We start from the raw sequence: 16,672 nt of genomic DNA on the forward strand, positions 1-16,672 counted from the left end.
TTATTAAATTTTACACCAAAAGGCCTTACACATAAGTCTTGATTTTTTTCTCTTCACTATCGTAATCACGTATATTTTCTTCATCTCTTGAATCCGATGCACTCTTCTGGAGATTTTTAAATGCCACAGACAGCATCAGTTTTATTCTGTTAAGCTGATTTACCTCACTCGCTCCCGGGTCATAATCCACGGCAACAATATTCGAATCCGGATACCGTCTCTTTAGTTCTTTTATCATTCCCTTTCCGGTAACATGATTCGGAAGACATGCAAACGGCTGCATACATACTATATTTTTTGCGCCGCTCTTTATGAGCTCTATCATTTCAGCAGTCAAGAACCATCCTTCACCCGTATGGTTACCTATTGACAAAACTTCCGATGCCATATCGGCCAATTCATATATCGTACATGGAGCATGGAAGCGTTTGCTTTGGTTCAGCGCTTTTCTCATGGTCTTCCTATAATACTCAATTCCTGCAATTGCCGCATTGTTAATCATGCAGTCAATCTTTTTGCCCGACAAATGGGTGTATTTGAAGTTTTGGTTGTAGGCACAGTACAGCAAAAAGTCGGTTAAATCCGGCATCACCGCCTCTGCCCCTTCTCTTTCGATAATGTCAACAATGTTGTTATTTGCCTGAGGATGGAATTTCACCAAAATCTCACCCACCAGTCCTACCTTGGGTTTTTCTATTCCACAAATATCCAGATTGTCAAAATCTTCTACTATCTTCTTAATATTTTCATTAAACTTCCTATGACTTCCTGTTCTGATAGACTCCTTACATTTCTCCACCCAGGATTGATACAACGCATTGGCGGAGCCTTTTACTCTCTCATATGGTCTTACCCTGTACAACACTCTCATAAGGAGGTCTCCGTAAACAAGGGCAATAAGAGTCTTGTTTATAAGCCCTAAAGACATCTTAAATCCCGGACTTTTTTCAAGACCTGCAAAATTCAAGGATATTACCGGAACATGGGACAAGCCGGCATCCTTTAAAGCTTTCCTTATAAATCCAATATAGTTTGTAGCCCTGCATCCTCCTGCAGTCTGGGTTATCATTAGGGAAGTATTGTTAAGGTCGTATTCTCCCGATTTCAGTGCTTCCATCAACTGTCCCACAACGATTATAGAAGGATAGCAGGCGTCATTGTTTACATGCTTGAGCCTTCATCAATCGCCTTCTTATCAACGTAAGGCAGCACTTTCAGGTTGTATCCCGATACATTAAAGGCTTCCTCTAATAATTGGAAATGTATAGGAGACATTTGCGGTACCAATATGGTATGCTTTTTCCTCATTTCCTCGGTAAATAAAACTTTCTTGCAGCTTGCATCGCCCTTCTTTATCGTAAAACCGTTTCTATCCCTTTCGTCCATTGCGGCCTTTAAAGACCTTATACGGATTTTCGCTGCACCAAGGTTGTCAATCTCATCTATTTTCAAAACCGTATATATTTTTTCGCAACTGGACAGTATTTCCTCCACCTGGTCCGTAGTCACGGCATCAAGGCCGCATCCGAAAGAGTTTAGCTGCACCAGTTCGAGATTGGCCTTATCCTTCACAAAGCTTGCCGCTCTATAGAGCCTTGAATGGTAGGTCCATTGGTCAACAACCCTCAAAGGATGCTGAATTTTTCCCAAATGGGCTATTGAATCCTCTGTAAGAACCGCCATGCCAAAGCCCGTAATAATATTTGGAATACCATGGTTGATTTCCGGGTCAATATGGTAGGGACGTCCGGCAAGCACAATACCTTTTTTGCCTGTTTCTTCAAGGTATTTAAGTGTCTCTTCCCCTTTTTGCCTTATATCCCCCTTAACTTTTTCGTCCTCCTCTACAGCCTTTTCTACCGCTCTCTTTATCTCGCGCCAACTGATATCAAAGTCCTTAAACTCTTCATACAATCTTTTGGCAAGTCTCTTTTTGTCATCAAACGGCAGGAAAGGATTCATAAACCGTATATTCTGCTCTTCTAAGACATCCATGTTGTTTTTAATTACTTCGGGATAGGATGTCACCATAGGGCAGTTGTAGTGATTTGTGCAGTCTTCGTACTCTTTCACTTCATATGGCAGACATGGATAGAAAATCATGTCCACATCCTTGTTTATCAGATTCATTATATGCCCATGAACAATCTTGGCAGGGTAGCACGCAGACTCTGACGGTATCGTCTCCATTCCCAGCTCATATATCTTCTTTGAAGATCTGGAAGAGAGCTCCACCCTAAACCCAAGCTCCGTGAAAAACGTAAACCAGAAAGGATAGTTTCATACATGTTCAGCACCCTTGGGATGCCCAAAGTACCCCTTGTAGCCTGGCTTCTGTCCAACGGCTTGTATGAGAACAGACGCCTGTATTTATAGTCGAAAAGGTTGGGAACATCATCCCTCTTTATCTCAATTCCCGCACCTCTTTCGCACCTATTTCCGGATATAAACTCTTTGCCCCCCGAAAAAGTATTTATCGTAAGGAGACAGTTATTGCCGCAAAGGCCGCACCTTCTCATTGACACTTCAATATTAAATTTATCAAGCTCATCAGTCTTTAAAACGGTGCTTAAATGTCCGTCTACAAATCTTTCCTTTGCAATCAGGGCTACTCCATAGGCTCCCATAAGTCCTGCTATATCAGGTCTTACCGCTTCTTTGCCTGCTATAAGTTCGAAGCTTCTTAATACCGCATCATTATAAAACGTACCGCCCTGAACAATTACCTTCTCGCCCAGCTCCCTCGGGTCTCTGATCTTGATAACCTTCTGAAGAGCATTCTTTATGACAGAATATGAAAGCCCTGCCGATATATCTCCAACAGATGCCCCCTCTTTTTGGGCCTGCTTTACTCTTGAATTCATAAATACAGTGCACCTGGAACCCAAGTCAACAGGCTTTTGGGCCAGGAGGGCCTCATTTGCAAAATCCTTTACATCCATATTCAGAGAATGGGCAAAAGTCTCAATAAAGGACCCGCAACCGGAAGAACAAGCCTCATTAAGCATAATACTGTCAATTACACCATTTTTCACTCTAAGGCATTTCATGTCTTGCCCACCGATGTCCAGTATAAATTCAACCCCCGGTAAAATAGCATCAGCAGCTTTATAGTGGGCTATTGTCTCAATTTCTCCAATATCAATATCAAGAGCCGTTTTTATAAGCCCTTCCCCATAGCCTGTAACAGCCGAATTGGCAATTACTGCGGTACCCGGAAGCTGACTGTAAATATCTTTTAATATTTTGACCGCTGATTTTAAAGGACTTCCATTATTGCTTCCGTAATATGAGTATAAAATAGCTCCATTCTCATCAATCAGCACAGCCTTGGTGGTTGTTGAACCGGCATCAATGCCAAGAAAGCACTTTCCTTCAAAGCTCTTTATATCCCGCCTTGGAATAGCACTTTTCCGATGCCTTGCCCGGAAATCCTCAAGCTCCTTATCATCCCTAAACAAAGGCTGAAGCCTTTCAACTTCATGCACTGTTACACTGTCTAAAACCGAGAGCCTTTCTTCAAGAGATTTAAAGGGTATCACTTTGGATTTTTTCGAAGACAAGGCAGCTCCCAAAGCCACATAAAGCTGTGCATTGGAAGGAGATATAACTTGATGCTTTTCAAGCTTCAAAGTCTCAACAAACCTGGTCCTAAGCTCCGATAAAAATTGCAGCGGTCCGCCCAAGAACGCAACATTACCCCTTATGGGTTTGCCGCATGCAAGCCCACTAATCGTCTGATTGACCACTGACTGGAAAATAGATGCAGCTATATCTTCCCGTGAAGCTCCCTCATTTATAAGAGGCTGTATATCCGTTTTGCAAAACTCCACATCTTGCCGCAATAGGATAAATAACCTTGTAGTTCTTTGCCAGTTCGTTAAGGCCTGCCGCATCGGTTTTTAAAAGCGATGCCATCTGGTCAATAAAGGCACCGGTTCCTCCAGCACAGGTTCCGTTCATCCTCTGCTCAATACCGCCGTCAAAGTAGGTTATTTTTGCATCCTCCCCACCCAGCTCAATCACAACATCCGTATGGGGAATAAAGGTCTCTATGGCCTTCGTGCTTGCAATAACCTCTTGAATAAAATCAAGTCCTAGCCATTCGGAAACCGAAATACCTCCCGAACCCGTAACCATTATCGTTATATCATCATCGGAAAAAAGACCGTAAGCTTCACTAAGAAGAGAATATATCGTTTTCTTTATGTCCGAATAATGTCTTTGATATTTACTGAATATAATTCTGTCTTGTTTGTCAAGTACAACCAGTTTTACAGTGGTCGATCCAACATCCAATCCTACATTCAATAGTCTTTTCATAGCTAACGTAGCTTGTAACAGCTACTTTCACGCCCCTTTCAATCTACACCTCAACCCTCGAAATAAACAAAATTAAACTCACCTCTTCAAACTATATATACACAAAAAAATCCAATATTATCTCTAAAATTATCTCTATCGATAAATACCCAATACTATTGTATTATTAAATAAATTTTATAATTAGTAAACGGTCGTTTTATCCATTATACCCTAAATATACTATAAAACTACACATAATTCCATATCATTTAAGAGTGCCTATTTTATTAAAAGGAAAAAATCTGAATATAGCTTTGCCGCCAACATCTTTTATCTCTACAGTTCCAAAGGTTCTGCTGTCTTTACTCTGACCCGGAAGCCTGTTGTCCCCCAATACATATATATGCCTTTGGGGACACTGAGTTCACTAAATTTTACGTTTACTTCCAAGGTACCTTGCGCATCAACGTTTATATAATCTTCATCAAGTGCTTCACCATTAACATACACTTTTCCGCCACGGATTTCAATCCTATCTCCTTCCACACCGATAACCCTTTTAATTATAGGCTTTCTCTCGGAGTCCAGTCCGGGATAATCGTTTATAGTTACAATATCTCCTCTTTTCAGCCATCCAAATCTGGGACTGATTTTCTCGATAATAAGACGGTCACCGTCCTGAAGTGTCGTCTCCATGGAACTTCCGTTCACAATAGTTATCTGTGCGACAAAAGTCACAATAAACAAACCAATCAGTACGGCTATTACTATGTGAACTGTCCAATCTAAAACTTCTCTAATAAAAGGATTCGTTTTCGTAATTATTCCTCCCTTGCTGATATATAGTTATAACCACCAATATAAGTAGGGGTCATTTATTACCTTGTTATTTCTCAAAATACCGTATTATTAAATTGTATATAATTTAAGCCGATTTTTCAAGTGACGATATTACGATGATACCACTTAATAAAAATAAATACAAAAGAGCATGGGACATAAATCATTTTTATACCCATGCTCTTATTACTTCATTTACCATATAATATCATATAATATCATAAATCCAATTTTATTTTGAGCTCCTCAAGCTGCTTCGGTTCAACGGCATCCGGCGCATTTGACATCAGACAGGATGCATTCTGCACCTTAGGGAATGCAATAACATCTCTAATGCTGTTTCTTCCGGCCATAAGCATTACCAACCTGTCAAGTCCGAAGGCCATTCCTCCGTGGGGAGGTGTACCGTATTTGAAAGCTTCAAGAAGGAATCCAAACCTGTCCCATGCATCTTTTTCGCTAAAGCCGAGAAGGTTAAACATTTTTGACTGAAGCTCCTGACTGTGGATTCTGATGCTTCCTCCCCCAATTTCCGTACCGTTTAGCACAATATCATATGCCTTTGCTCTAACCTTTAACGGGTCGGTATCCAGCAATTCAATATCCTCATCCATAGGGGATGTGAAAGGATGATGCTTTGCCACATAGCGCTTTTCTTCTTCGTCATATTCAAGAAGCGGGAATTCGGTCACCCACAGAAATTTGAATTCCTTGTTGTCCAGTAAGCCCAGTTTTCTTGCTATCTCAACCCTCAGCTGACCCAATGAGTCAAACACAATCTCATTCTTATCGGCAATAAAACATATAAGGTCTCCCGGCTCTGCTTCCACCCTTTCCAAAATAGCCTTGATTTCGTCCTCGCTGAAGAACTTGGTAATCGGAGATTTAAGCTCGTTTTCTCCCACAACTATCCAAGCTAATCCTTTTGCTCCATAGGTTTTTACGAATTCACCAAGGGCATCTATTTCCTTTCTGCTGAATTTGCTGCCGCAGCCCTTTGCATTTATTGCCCGAACACTTCCTCCATTTTTGACGGCATCGGCAAATACCTTAAATCCACAGTTTTCTACAAGGTCCGATAAGTTTACCAATTCAAATCCAAACCTGATGTCCGGTTTGTCGCTTCCAAACCTCTCCATGGCTTCTTTGTACGGCATTCTTAAGAAAGGAGTCTCGAGGTCAACATCAATAGCCTCCTTGAACACCTTTTTAATAAACCCTTCATTTATTGTAAGTACATCCTCAACATTCACAAAGGACATTTCCAAGTCTATCTGTGTAAACTCAGGCTGCCTGTCGGCTCTAAGGTCCTCATCTCTAAAGCACTTTACAATCTGGATATACCTGTCAAAACCCGAAACCATCAACAGCTGTTTAAAAAGCTGGGGTGACTGGGGCAGTGCAAAGAATTTTCCTGGATGAACCTGCTAGGCACCAGATAGTCCCTTGCTCCTTCAGGAGTGCTTTTGGTAAGCATCGGAGTCTCAATCTCAATAAAACCGTTCTCATCATAGTAGTCTCTGGCAATTTTTGCTACCCTATGCCTTAAAATGAGGTTTCTCTGCATATCGGGCCTTCTCAAATCAAGATACCTGTATTTAAGCCTGGTAGCTTCGTTTACGTCGGAATCCTCTTCAATGTATATGGGAGGAGTCTCAGCGCTGCTTAAAACCCTCAATTCCTTTGCAATAATCTCAATTTCTCCAGTGGGAAGATTGGGATTTACTGCTTCGGGACTTCTTTTTACAACCTCTCCCACCACGGCCAGCACATATTCGCTTCTGATTGGCACAGCTTTTGCAAAAATCTCGGGATCGGTTGTGTCGTTAAACACCACTTGGATTATACCGGTCCTGTCTCTTAATGTAACGAAAATTACTCCTCCAAGATTCCTGCTTTTGTTGCACCATCCCATAACCGTAACGGTTTTTCCGACATCGGCCACACTAAGCTGGGCACACATATGTGTCCTTTTTAATCCGTAAATAGATTCTCCCATATATTTTACCCTCCACTTAAAAATTGCTTTTAATTTATATTAATCGAAGTAATTACATTTTTAGTCTGCATATCAAAGTATCAAGACTTATTTCCTTTTGGTCTCCTGTCTCCATATTCTTAAGTACCGCTTTACCCGAATCAATCTCATCATCGCCTAAAACAATGCTGTACTTTGCTCCGAGTTTGTCCGCATACTTCATTTGGGCTTTAACACTTTTTCCTATCAAATCCTTTTGTGCGCTAAGGCCTTCTTTTCGCAACTGATAAACCATTTTCTCCGCATACCTGTCGGCCTTCTCTCCTATTGTAGCAATGAAAATATCCAAACCCTTCGGTTCCGGGAATGTAATACCCTGGTTTTCCATAACCATCAAAAGCCTTTCCAGTCCTATTGCAAAACCTATTCCCGGTGTAGGTTTGCCGCCACATGCTTCAATCAATCCGTCATATCTTCCGCCGCCACATACCGTCCCTGTGCGCCTATATTACTCGACACAAATTCAAATACGGTTTTAGTGTAATAATCAAGTCCTCTTACTATATTTTTATCAACAGTATAATCAATACCAAGGTTTTCAAGTCCTGCCTTGAGTCCTTCAAAATGGCTGTGGCATTCTCCGCACAAATTCTCTATAAGCGCAGGTGCACCGGCAGTAATTTTTTTGCAAGCTTCCTCCTTGCAGTCAATAATCCTTAAGGGATTTCTTTCAAACCGTGTATTGCATGTCTCGCACAGCTTATCAAGGTTTGGACTCAGATAATCCTTAAGCTTTTTATTGTATTCGGCCCTGCAGACAGGACAACCTATGCTGTTTATATTAAGACTAACCTGGTTTATCCCCAGCCGGTCAAAGAACAACCTCAACATGCTTATTATTTCTACATCTATTGAAGGTCCTGCAGCTCCAAAAGCCTCAACCCCAAACTGGTGAAACTCCCTGTAACGGCCTTTTTGCACATTTTCATACCTGTAAGCCGTAATGTTGTAATATAGCTTCACGGGCTGAGGATGCGATGCCATGCCGTTTTCAATGTAGCTCCTCACAACGCCCGCAGTCCCTTCAGGCCGCAATGTAATACTTCTCTGTCCCTTGTCCAGAAAAGTGTACATTTCCTTTTGCACAATATCTGTAGTATCCCCAACTCCCCGTTGGAATAATTCAGTATGTTCAAATACAGGAATGCGAATTTCCTTATAGCCAAAGTCATGACACAGCTTTGCTATTTCCTTTTCTATATACTGCCATTTGTGAATTTCTGACGGTAAAATATCCTTTGTTCCTTTCGGTGCCTGTGTTAACATCATAAACCTCCAGTTTTCCATGTTTTATCCTAAAATATATTAAATTAATAAAGCCTCCCGTCTGACCAGTGTCAGGGACGAGAGGCTGTTTTCCCGCGGTGCCACCCTAATAGGCAGTAAAATTGCCCACTTATTAATTCTTTAACGCAAGAATCTGCGGACAGACCTAATCGCATGCAAACTTTCAATCTGCCAGCTCCAAGGTGTCCTTTCACCAACCTTTTTCCTAAGAGTGCTTTCAGTCACGACACTCTCTCCCTTAAGGAAGTATTGGCTACTTTTCCCCTTCATAGCCATTACAGTATTTTAAATCATCTAATTTACAATTTATTATTTAATTTTAATTGCCCAAAGCCCAATTGTCAATAGTTTAAATAATATTTAACAATAAAAATCAATAGTTGCCAAATTACCCAATCAACTGATAAAATAGTGATATGCCCATGTAGAATTTTAATAAAAAATGTAAAATAATCTTCAAACAAAAGATAAAATATTCAAAATAATCATCACAACAACTTTTTTGGTAAACAAGGGGGATATAATTCAATGGTCAATGATTATCTCAAGAAATTTGAATTCAATTACGAAAGCAGTGCCACAGGCAGCTTTCTTGTTGTAAGCACAGATGCTGGTGAGAATGTGCTTTTATATCAGGTTGAAATGCTTGCCAACAATCCCAATAGGAATATTTTACCCTTGGATATAAGACAAAAAGATTCAAAGCACAATTTTTACTACAATATCACATCCAAACTGGCTTTATCCCAGTACCTTAGGCGCAACAAGCTAAAAAGGGACGACTTTATAAACATATTCAAAGATATACTAAAAACGATACTCAGCTCAAAAGACTATTTATTGTCAGACAGATCATACATTTTAAACGAAGATTATATTTACATAGTTCCAAACACCATGGAAGTTTCACTGGCCTATCTGCCGTTGAACATTGACATCAATGTAAATGACCAGTTGAAAAACTTCACCATGAACTTCATAATGTTCAGTGCAAATATAGATGAAACCAACAACGACAACTTCCTTCAAAGGATTTTAAATCTTTTGAAATCCGATACTTTTAGTATTTTAGAATTTAGCAAATTATTAAATGATTTGAAGCTGGAAACGGATATACCGAAACCGGAAGTACAAAAACCGGTTATTCAAGAACATAATGTACCCGTTCAGCCTGCACCGGCACCGGCAGCACCAAAAGCGAGTGCTCCAAGGCCGAACATTCCCAAGGCGCCTGTTTCAAAGCCGGACGTTCCAAAATCAGGCATACCGAAACCCAATGTACCTCGTCCTGCTCCACAGGGACCTGTTTCCGCAGCACCTGCAAAACCGGCAGTAAATACAGCAGAAAAAACTGTAGTCAGGATAAAGTATAAAACCGGCGTATTAATAGCCGGCGCTATATTGCAGGCAGTTATTATTATTGGGTCCATTGCCCTTTTAGCGTCAGGAGCCATGGATTCTCTCGGAAACGAACCGATTGTCAACATGCTGGGTATCGGTATTTTGGCAGGAGCCTTATCCTATGCTGTCTGGAAAACAGTCTTGAATGAAAAAAACAAAGTCGAGACCGTCTCCACAGTCAGGGAAAGACCTGCTGCAAAACCTCAAATAAATATGGAGAAAAGGAATTTTACCACTGTTTCGAACAATCAAAGCATTCCTCCAATAAATAAAGCGCCTTCGCAGCCGGAATCTAATTTCAACAACGCAGCAAGTACTCCCAATTCTTTAAACGAAACAACCGTAATTTTCCCATCTCCTCTTGAAGAAACCGTTTATCTGGGCACCTCAAATTCATATCCCTACTTGCAGGGAACAATGAACGGTGTGATGGAGCAAATAATAATCAACAAGCCCAGCTTTGTAATAGGAAGGCTTAAAAGCCAAGTGGACTATATAAGCCAAAATAACGCAGTGGGAAAGGTACATGCCGAGATAATATCAAGGGACGGACGTTACTTTGTAAAAGATTTGAATTCCAGAAACGGAACATTTGTAAACGGCATAAGACTTGCCGCAAACACAGAACATGAAATTAAAAACAACGACAAAATTACTTTTGCCAACAGTGAATATACTTTTATAATTCCGTAAAGAAAAAGCTGTATTGATCACGGGAGGAGTTACTACAAAAACAACAGGTAAATCAAAAATCCCAAGGTCAAGAAGGGTATAAAAGGTATTCTGGATTTTGAATTTGCCTTTTTTAAGGCAAGAAGCACTATTCCTGCTATACCGCTTAGTATAAAAGAATAAAATAAAATGGATATTATTCCCGCAAGTCCGGCATAAAGACTTGATACGGCAATAAGTTTGGTATCACCCATACCGACTCCTCCTTTTGTGGCAAAGGTGACCAATGACATAATCAGACCGATTGCAATAAAAAGAATTATAGATTGAATAATTTTTGCCGGTTCGGCATCCAAAGCAGCTGCGATAAGTCCCAAAACGATTCCGGCAATAACCAGCTTATTGGATATTAACCTTTCATTGTAGTCTTTCAGAGAAGAAGATGCCAGTAATATGTACAGAACAGAATATCGAATCACTTCAAGATTGGTTTGGGATTTATGGTATAAAAGCATAAAAGTAAGGGGTGTAAGCACCATTACAGCTATGTATTGGGGCTTTTTATACATATAGCCGGCAAACCACTTCAGCCTTTTGGCATCCGTACACTTTTCAAAATCTGTAGTAAGATTTATTACAACCGCTGAGACAAGCCCCAAAATAAACAATAATACATATATCATTTGCACATTTCCCCGTTATCAGTGTTTAGCTCTATTTTTCTTATAGGCGTCTTACTTTTCATTGTTTAAAAACTCCTTAACTTTTAAGAAAATATTGGATACTCCCTCTCTTACATCTTTTACAATCTCGCCGCCCTTGCCTTCAAACAGCTTGTTGTCCACTTCCTTGACCACATCAAGAGCAAAATCCGTTGTTCTGATAAATTCAACCGGTTCGTTTATTATAGCATCCGAATGGGCTTTAATTGTTATGGTGTTCTTTATTCCAAAAACTTTAAGCAGCGACAAAAAAGGGTTTTTATACTTGGCTTCTACGCTAACCCTCAGCTTTTTATATACTATATAATCTTCCACTATACCTGCATTTATTTCCAAATCAATGGGCTCACCAAGGACGGGTGAATCTTTCAATAAGTATCCTACATACCCTTCAATTTTTTCTTCCTTTTTCTTTTTACGTTTTTTCATCTCCCATATTCGCCAATACAGATCTATGTCATCCATATTATCCAGGGTGATCTGTCCGAAAATCATATCCTTGGACGGAGAATTCCAGATTTCGGCTCCACGCTGCGCCGTCCTGTCTGCAATAGCCTGTATGCATGATTTTTGATACAAAAACTCGCTAATCAATATCAATGCAAACATGGTCAGAATGACAGTAGGAACAATTATAGCCGCCTCAACTGTAAAACTCCCTCTATTATCCTTAATAAACCCTTTGCAGTTTTTCCAACTTTTCTTACAGCTCATACAACTTGCCCTCTTGTTCGATGGTATAATAAAAAGTATTTAATAAAGCAAAAAAAGAGTCTATTAGGGCATAAGCCCATGCCCTAATAACATTAGAAGCTTGGGACACCAAGTCCCTTCGCTTTTGCCTCTTTCATTTCACTTAAAGAGGCTAATCAACAACCAAAAACTACAACACAAATTATGTAGGACCTGGAGCTGGTGAAGATGACCCTGGTAGTCCCTTTGTAGATTCCTTTTGAACTTCATCGCTGAATATTTTCTTCACCATGCTATCCACAAAGCCAAATATAGCCTTTCTGAAGATAAGAGCAATTGCAACCAAAACAGCTACAATTATTACTATCTCAACTGTACCCAAACCATCTTCTTCTTTTATAAAGTTTTTTATCAACTTAAGCATCTATTTCACCTCCTTTCACAAGTAAATTTTATACTATCGCAGTCCATTGCTGCAGTAAATTACATACTATCAATCAGCGCCAAAATCGCCGGAGTGGCAACAATTAGAATCACCGCTATAAACATAAGCATCATCGGAAACAACATCTTTGAAGATGCTTCCTCTCCAAGCCTTTTGGCTGCATGCTTCCTCATTTCCCAACACTCTGTAGCCTGAAGCCTTAAAATAGATACCATTTCTGCATTGCCTTTGTTAAAATTCTGCAAAAGAACCGATACAAACTTGGTTATCTCAGGAATTCTGCACCTATTTGCAAAATCTTCAAATGCACCGGTCTCCGATTTGCCGCCCCGGATATCTGCCAAAACCGTCCTTAGCTCCCTATACAAAACAGTATCCTTGTCATTTTCGGTTATGGACTTCTCCAAAGCCCTCGAGACTGTCATACCTGCATTTACAAGCAAAATAAGCTTGTTTAAAAAGTCCGGAAAATCAATCTGTATGCTAAGTCTCCTCTTATTAACCTTCTCTCTAAGCTCCCTGTCCATAAAAAACGGAATAGCAAGCATTATTACAATTCCAAACACCACGGTTGCAACATCCCGTGTTGCAGCAGAAAACAAAGTAAATAAAAGCAGTATTAAAAACATAAGAACAATCTTGTTGGCATGATGAATCTGCAAATAATACATTGAATACTTAATTCCCTTTAATTCGGCAATTTTTGCCTGAAGCATCCTGTCATACTTGGAAGAATACTTATATTTCACCGCATCAAGAATGAACAGCCCTATGGGCAGCAAACCTCTCAATTTGTACTCATTGCTATCCAAAGGCTCAATATAATCGCTATACTTGCCTCTCGACAAGAAAAACAACAGGATAAAAAGCAGCAAAAATACAGCAAAAACTATAACACCTATAATCATATGCCCTCCACTGTCAAATCTTTATATCCATAATTTTTTTCGATATAAAATATCCCGCAGTTATAATAATAATTGCGAAAGTCATCACTATTCTGCCAATGATTGTATCAAACACAGGAGCCATATAATCATCAGTGGTTAGAGATAGAATAACTATCATAACAAGAGGCATAAAAGACAGAATCTTCTGTTCAAACTTCTTTGCTGCCAGCAAAGTGTTTATCTCCTCTTTTATCTCAATTTTGTCGTTGATTATGTTAGTTGAGTTTCTTATTACATTTACCAGATTTCCGCCTGTCCTCTTGCAGGTCTTGAAAACATCGGTAAAGTTCTGTATATCTTCCAAATGCGACCTCCTTGCCAGGTCTTCCAAAACATCTTCAACAGTTTCGTTCATTTCAAGTCTTCTTATTATGTACTCTACTTCACGAATAATATATGTGTCGGGATCCGGGTATAAAATACTCAGATCCTTAAGCGCTTCTTTAAAAGACATCTCCACCGACTTTCCCGCAGTAAGGGAAGACGAAAGCGAATAAAGCAGATCTTTAAACTGCAGATTAAGTTCATTCTTTCTCTTCTCGATTATGTCTTTCGTTTTTCTCTTTGGATATAAAAGCGCAAAAGGCGTAAGAAGCAATGACAGTATTATATTGTGGTAGAAAATATACCCTATAACAAACAATACCGCTGCTGCAAGCAAAAAATATAGAGATTTCTCTTTAAAACTCATGACATATATATCATAATCAATTAAGCCGCTATAATTTTTCTCAACAACCACTTCTTCAAATTCGCTGTTTTGTAGCTCCAGATCCATTCGTACAGCCCCCTTGTACTAAATCTAAAACTTGTCGATATACCTGACATTTTGAATTTGAGCTTGCTAATCATTTCATTTTTTGTCCTTCTTAAAGAACCAATTATGTGTTTTTCCGGAGTTTCTCCTTCTTCTACAAACTCATAAAGCGGATTTAACACAATTTGTCCGTCCTTATATCCCACAACCTCTGTAATCTCAAGGGTCCTTCTCGATTTATCCCTGAGCCTTCCGAGGTGAATAATTATATCTATTGCAGAAGCTATCTGCTGTCTTATTGCCTCTAAAGGCATTTCAGCGCCGCTTAATACCATTGTTTCAAGCCTTGACAGCATGTCCCTGGTAGAGTTTGCGTGTCCGGTGGAAAGGGAACCGTCATGTCCGGTATTCATCGCCTGAAGCATGTCCAATGCCTCTTTCCCGCGCACCTCACCCACGATAATTCTCTCCGGCCTCATACGAAGAGATGTTTTTATGAGATCCCTAATGGTAATCTCTCCTTTTCCCTCAGTATTGGCATTCCTTGTCTCCAGCCTGACAATGTTTTCTATCCCGACAATCTGAAGCTCCGCAGAGTCTTCTATTGTGACAATCCTCTCATCTTTGGGAATAAAATTGCTAAGAGCATTTAAAAATGTGGTTTTTCCCGAGCCAGTACCACCGCAGATAAATATGTTGTATTTTGCCTTGACCATCCTCTCCAGCACGTCGGCAACTTCCTCGGTAATCGAACCGTATTTTATAAGCTGCTCTATCGTCATCGGTTTTTCCGAAAACTTTCTTATGGTAACCACAGGCCCATTTAAGGCTATTGGAGGCAAAACCACGTTTACACGGGAACCGTCCGCCAGCCTTGCATCAACAATCGGGGATGACTCATTTACTGTCCTGTTCACCCTCGACACAATTGTCTGGATTACGTCCTCAAGCTTTCGGCGGCTTTCAAATTTAACGTCCATCCTGGAAACTCTTCCGTCTCTTTCAATAAAAATGGAATCAGGACCGTTTATCATTATTTCAGTAATACTTTTGTCATCAATGAGGGGTTGGAGAACATCCAGCCTTCTCATGGAATTAAAAATTGCATCGGCAATTTCCTTCTTTTCTCCGACACTGAGGTAATAATCTTTGGACCTTTCAAATACAACGTTTGTGATAATATCTTTTATTTCTTCATCCGAAAAGTCCTTTCTCAAATCTATGCTATCGCTTATATGTTTTCTTATCTGGGCAATAAGCCTTTCTTTTTCTTCCATCTCCACTAGCAATCACCCGTACTTCCTTGTAATATGCCAATTATCTGCCTTACAGCAGGTCCAAAGGGAGTTGAATCTCCAATTATATGCTCTATGCCGTAACTCGCATCCAGTCCTTTCATGTAAGGTATTCTGATAGAAGCGTTTTTTCCGTTAAAATTAAGATTTTCAACATCGGGATGCCCAAAACTCAAACATTTATTTAGAATAAGCTCCACCTTGTCCATAAAGTTCAAGCCTTTTCTTTTGCTAAGAATCTCAAAAGCCTTTTGGAGTGTTGCCAACTTAATCTTCGACGTAGTGTCATAGGGCAAAACGCAGAAAACCAAATCACTGCACTCCAACAGCGATATACATACTTCATTTAATTGTGCACCTATATCGGCTATAATAACATCATAGCTCTCCATTGCCCTGAACTGTCCGATAAGCCTCATAATCTCACCGGATGTCAGCTCATCAAGGTCAAAAACATTCTCCGGAGGCAGAAAATAATGTACCCCTGTCGAACTGTCTATGGACCTGCTTCCTTCTATTTTAAGTGTCAGGTTTTTATTGTTCTCTTTTAGAAAAAACAAAATATTCGAAAGATTCTCTCCGCTGCCATAGGCATCAAAAAAAGCTGTAGTGGTAGGAAACCTCTCAAAATTGAGATAAAAAGCATTCCATCCGTTCTGTACACATTTTGCGCTCACGCCGGCAGCTAATGTAGATGTACCTGCACCGCCGCATGGAGAATAAAAGGTAATAAGACGAGTCTTCTTTTTACCGTCCCCTGTTATAAACTCGCAGTTGCTTTTCTCGGAAAAAATATTTAATATATTGCCGATAAGCTTGTCACCCATCTGGTATTTACTGATTATTTCGCAGTTTTTTATATCCTTCGTGAGAATACCTGCCGATAACACAATAGGAGCAACTACCTTCCCCAAATCAAGCTCATCACTGTAAAAGTCAGGACTCATGAGAAGTATGTCAATTTTGTCCGTCTTATTAAAAAAGTCATTAAAAGTTTCTTCAGCGGAAAAAGCCTGGACATAAAATCTGTTATTGTATTTTGAATAAATGAAGTCGACCACACTGTCAAGATAAGCACGATCCTTGTCAGCAATTACAAGATGAATTACCGCCATCGATTTACCCCCATTTTATTACCTTTTAATAATTAATGCGCTTCGCAGTAATGTACAATTCTTTCTGATTCTATATTTAAAGTATATTGTAATCTTATCATTGGTTGTAAACTTTTGTCTAAAATTAGGCGAAAAATACTAAGATAAAATAT

General features: G+C 39.7%; 8 protein-coding genes, 4 pseudogenes and 1 other annotated feature. Of the genes and pseudogenes, 1 reads left to right on the forward strand and 11 read right to left on the reverse strand.

Translation table 11 applies throughout. The features are described from left to right. Positions 1-25: 25 nt before the first annotated feature. From JCM21531_RS08060 to hisS, 4 pseudogenes are all read right to left on the reverse strand, one after another. A pseudogene (locus JCM21531_RS08060) lies at positions 26-4,323 on the reverse strand (acyl-CoA dehydratase activase-related protein). A 247-nt stretch (positions 4,324-4,570) separates the two neighbouring features. Next, positions 4,571-5,043: pseudogene (lepB, locus tag JCM21531_RS08065) on the reverse strand (signal peptidase I). Positions 5,044-5,363: 320 nt separating this feature from the next. Beyond that, positions 5,364-7,144: pseudogene (gene aspS / locus JCM21531_RS08070) on the reverse strand (aspartate--tRNA ligase). Positions 7,145-7,196: 52 nt separating this feature from the next. After that, positions 7,197-8,449 (reverse strand): annotated as a pseudogene (hisS, locus tag JCM21531_RS08075) (histidine--tRNA ligase). A gap of 70 nt (positions 8,450-8,519) precedes the next feature. Further along, positions 8,520-8,749: a binding site (T-box leader), on the reverse strand. A 249-nt stretch (positions 8,750-8,998) separates the two neighbouring features. Here hisS and JCM21531_RS08080 point away from each other — a divergent pair. Continuing rightward, a complete protein-coding gene (locus JCM21531_RS08080; protein ID WP_038288925.1) occupies positions 8,999-10,564 on the forward strand; it encodes a DUF6382 domain-containing protein in 1,566 nt (521 codons plus the stop codon). 32 nt (positions 10,565-10,596) lie between these two features. On the opposite strand, the gene JCM21531_RS08085 is transcribed toward JCM21531_RS08080, so the two are convergent. From JCM21531_RS08085 to JCM21531_RS08115, 7 genes are all read right to left on the reverse strand, one after another. Next, on the reverse strand, positions 10,597-11,226 hold the full coding sequence (locus JCM21531_RS08085; RefSeq protein ID WP_038288927.1) for a prepilin peptidase: 630 nt from the start codon (positions 11,224-11,226) through the stop codon (positions 10,597-10,599). Positions 11,227-11,277: 51 nt separating this feature from the next. Next, complete coding sequence (locus JCM21531_RS08090) at positions 11,278-11,979, reverse strand: TadE/TadG family type IV pilus assembly protein (RefSeq protein WP_038288929.1); 702 nt, start codon at positions 11,977-11,979, stop codon at positions 11,278-11,280. 181 nt (positions 11,980-12,160) lie between these two features. After that, positions 12,161-12,382: a Flp1 family type IVb pilin gene (locus JCM21531_RS08095; RefSeq protein ID WP_038288932.1), complete on the reverse strand. Its 222-nt coding sequence runs from the start codon at positions 12,380-12,382 to the stop codon at positions 12,161-12,163. A 59-nt stretch (positions 12,383-12,441) separates the two neighbouring features. Next, complete coding sequence (locus JCM21531_RS08100; protein ID WP_038288934.1) at positions 12,442-13,311, reverse strand: type II secretion system F family protein; 870 nt, start codon at positions 13,309-13,311, stop codon at positions 12,442-12,444. Between the two features lie 13 nt (positions 13,312-13,324). Further along, on the reverse strand, positions 13,325-14,131 hold the full coding sequence (locus JCM21531_RS08105) for a type II secretion system F family protein (RefSeq protein ID WP_038288937.1): 807 nt from the start codon (positions 14,129-14,131) through the stop codon (positions 13,325-13,327). Then, on the reverse strand, positions 14,065-15,393 hold the full coding sequence (locus JCM21531_RS08110; RefSeq protein WP_243467425.1) for a TadA family conjugal transfer-associated ATPase: 1,329 nt from the start codon (positions 15,391-15,393) through the stop codon (positions 14,065-14,067). The genes JCM21531_RS08105 and JCM21531_RS08110 overlap by 67 nt, the downstream gene beginning before the upstream one ends. Then, positions 15,393-16,520 (reverse strand): P-loop NTPase family protein, encoded by a 1,128-nt coding sequence (locus tag JCM21531_RS08115; protein ID WP_038288939.1) that lies wholly within the window; start codon positions 16,518-16,520, stop codon positions 15,393-15,395. The genes JCM21531_RS08110 and JCM21531_RS08115 overlap by 1 nt, the downstream gene beginning before the upstream one ends. Between the last annotated feature and the right edge of the window lie 152 nt (positions 16,521-16,672).

It is taken from the genome of Acetivibrio straminisolvens JCM 21531, from assembly GCF_000521465.1.
Classification (GTDB): Bacteria; Bacillota; Clostridia; order Acetivibrionales; family Acetivibrionaceae; genus Hungateiclostridium; species Hungateiclostridium straminisolvens.

Coding starts and splice junctions, on each gene's coding strand:
- JCM21531_RS08105 (WP_038288937.1), bottom strand. CDS start 14,131: ATGGATCTGGAGCTACAAAACAGCGAATTTGAAGAAGTGGTTGTTGAG.
- JCM21531_RS08085 (WP_038288927.1), bottom strand. CDS start 11,226: ATGATATATGTATTATTGTTTATTTTGGGGCTTGTCTCAGCGGTTGTA.
- JCM21531_RS08090 (WP_038288929.1), bottom strand. CDS start 11,979: ATGAGCTGTAAGAAAAGTTGGAAAAACTGCAAAGGGTTTATTAAGGAT.
- JCM21531_RS08100 (WP_038288934.1), bottom strand. CDS start 13,311: ATGATTATAGGTGTTATAGTTTTTGCTGTATTTTTGCTGCTTTTTATC.
- JCM21531_RS08080 (WP_038288925.1), top strand. CDS start 8,999: ATGGTCAATGATTATCTCAAGAAATTTGAATTCAATTACGAAAGCAGT.
- JCM21531_RS08115 (WP_038288939.1), bottom strand. CDS start 16,520: ATGGCGGTAATTCATCTTGTAATTGCTGACAAGGATCGTGCTTATCTT.
- JCM21531_RS08095 (WP_038288932.1), bottom strand. CDS start 12,382: ATGCTTAAGTTGATAAAAAACTTTATAAAAGAAGAAGATGGTTTGGGT.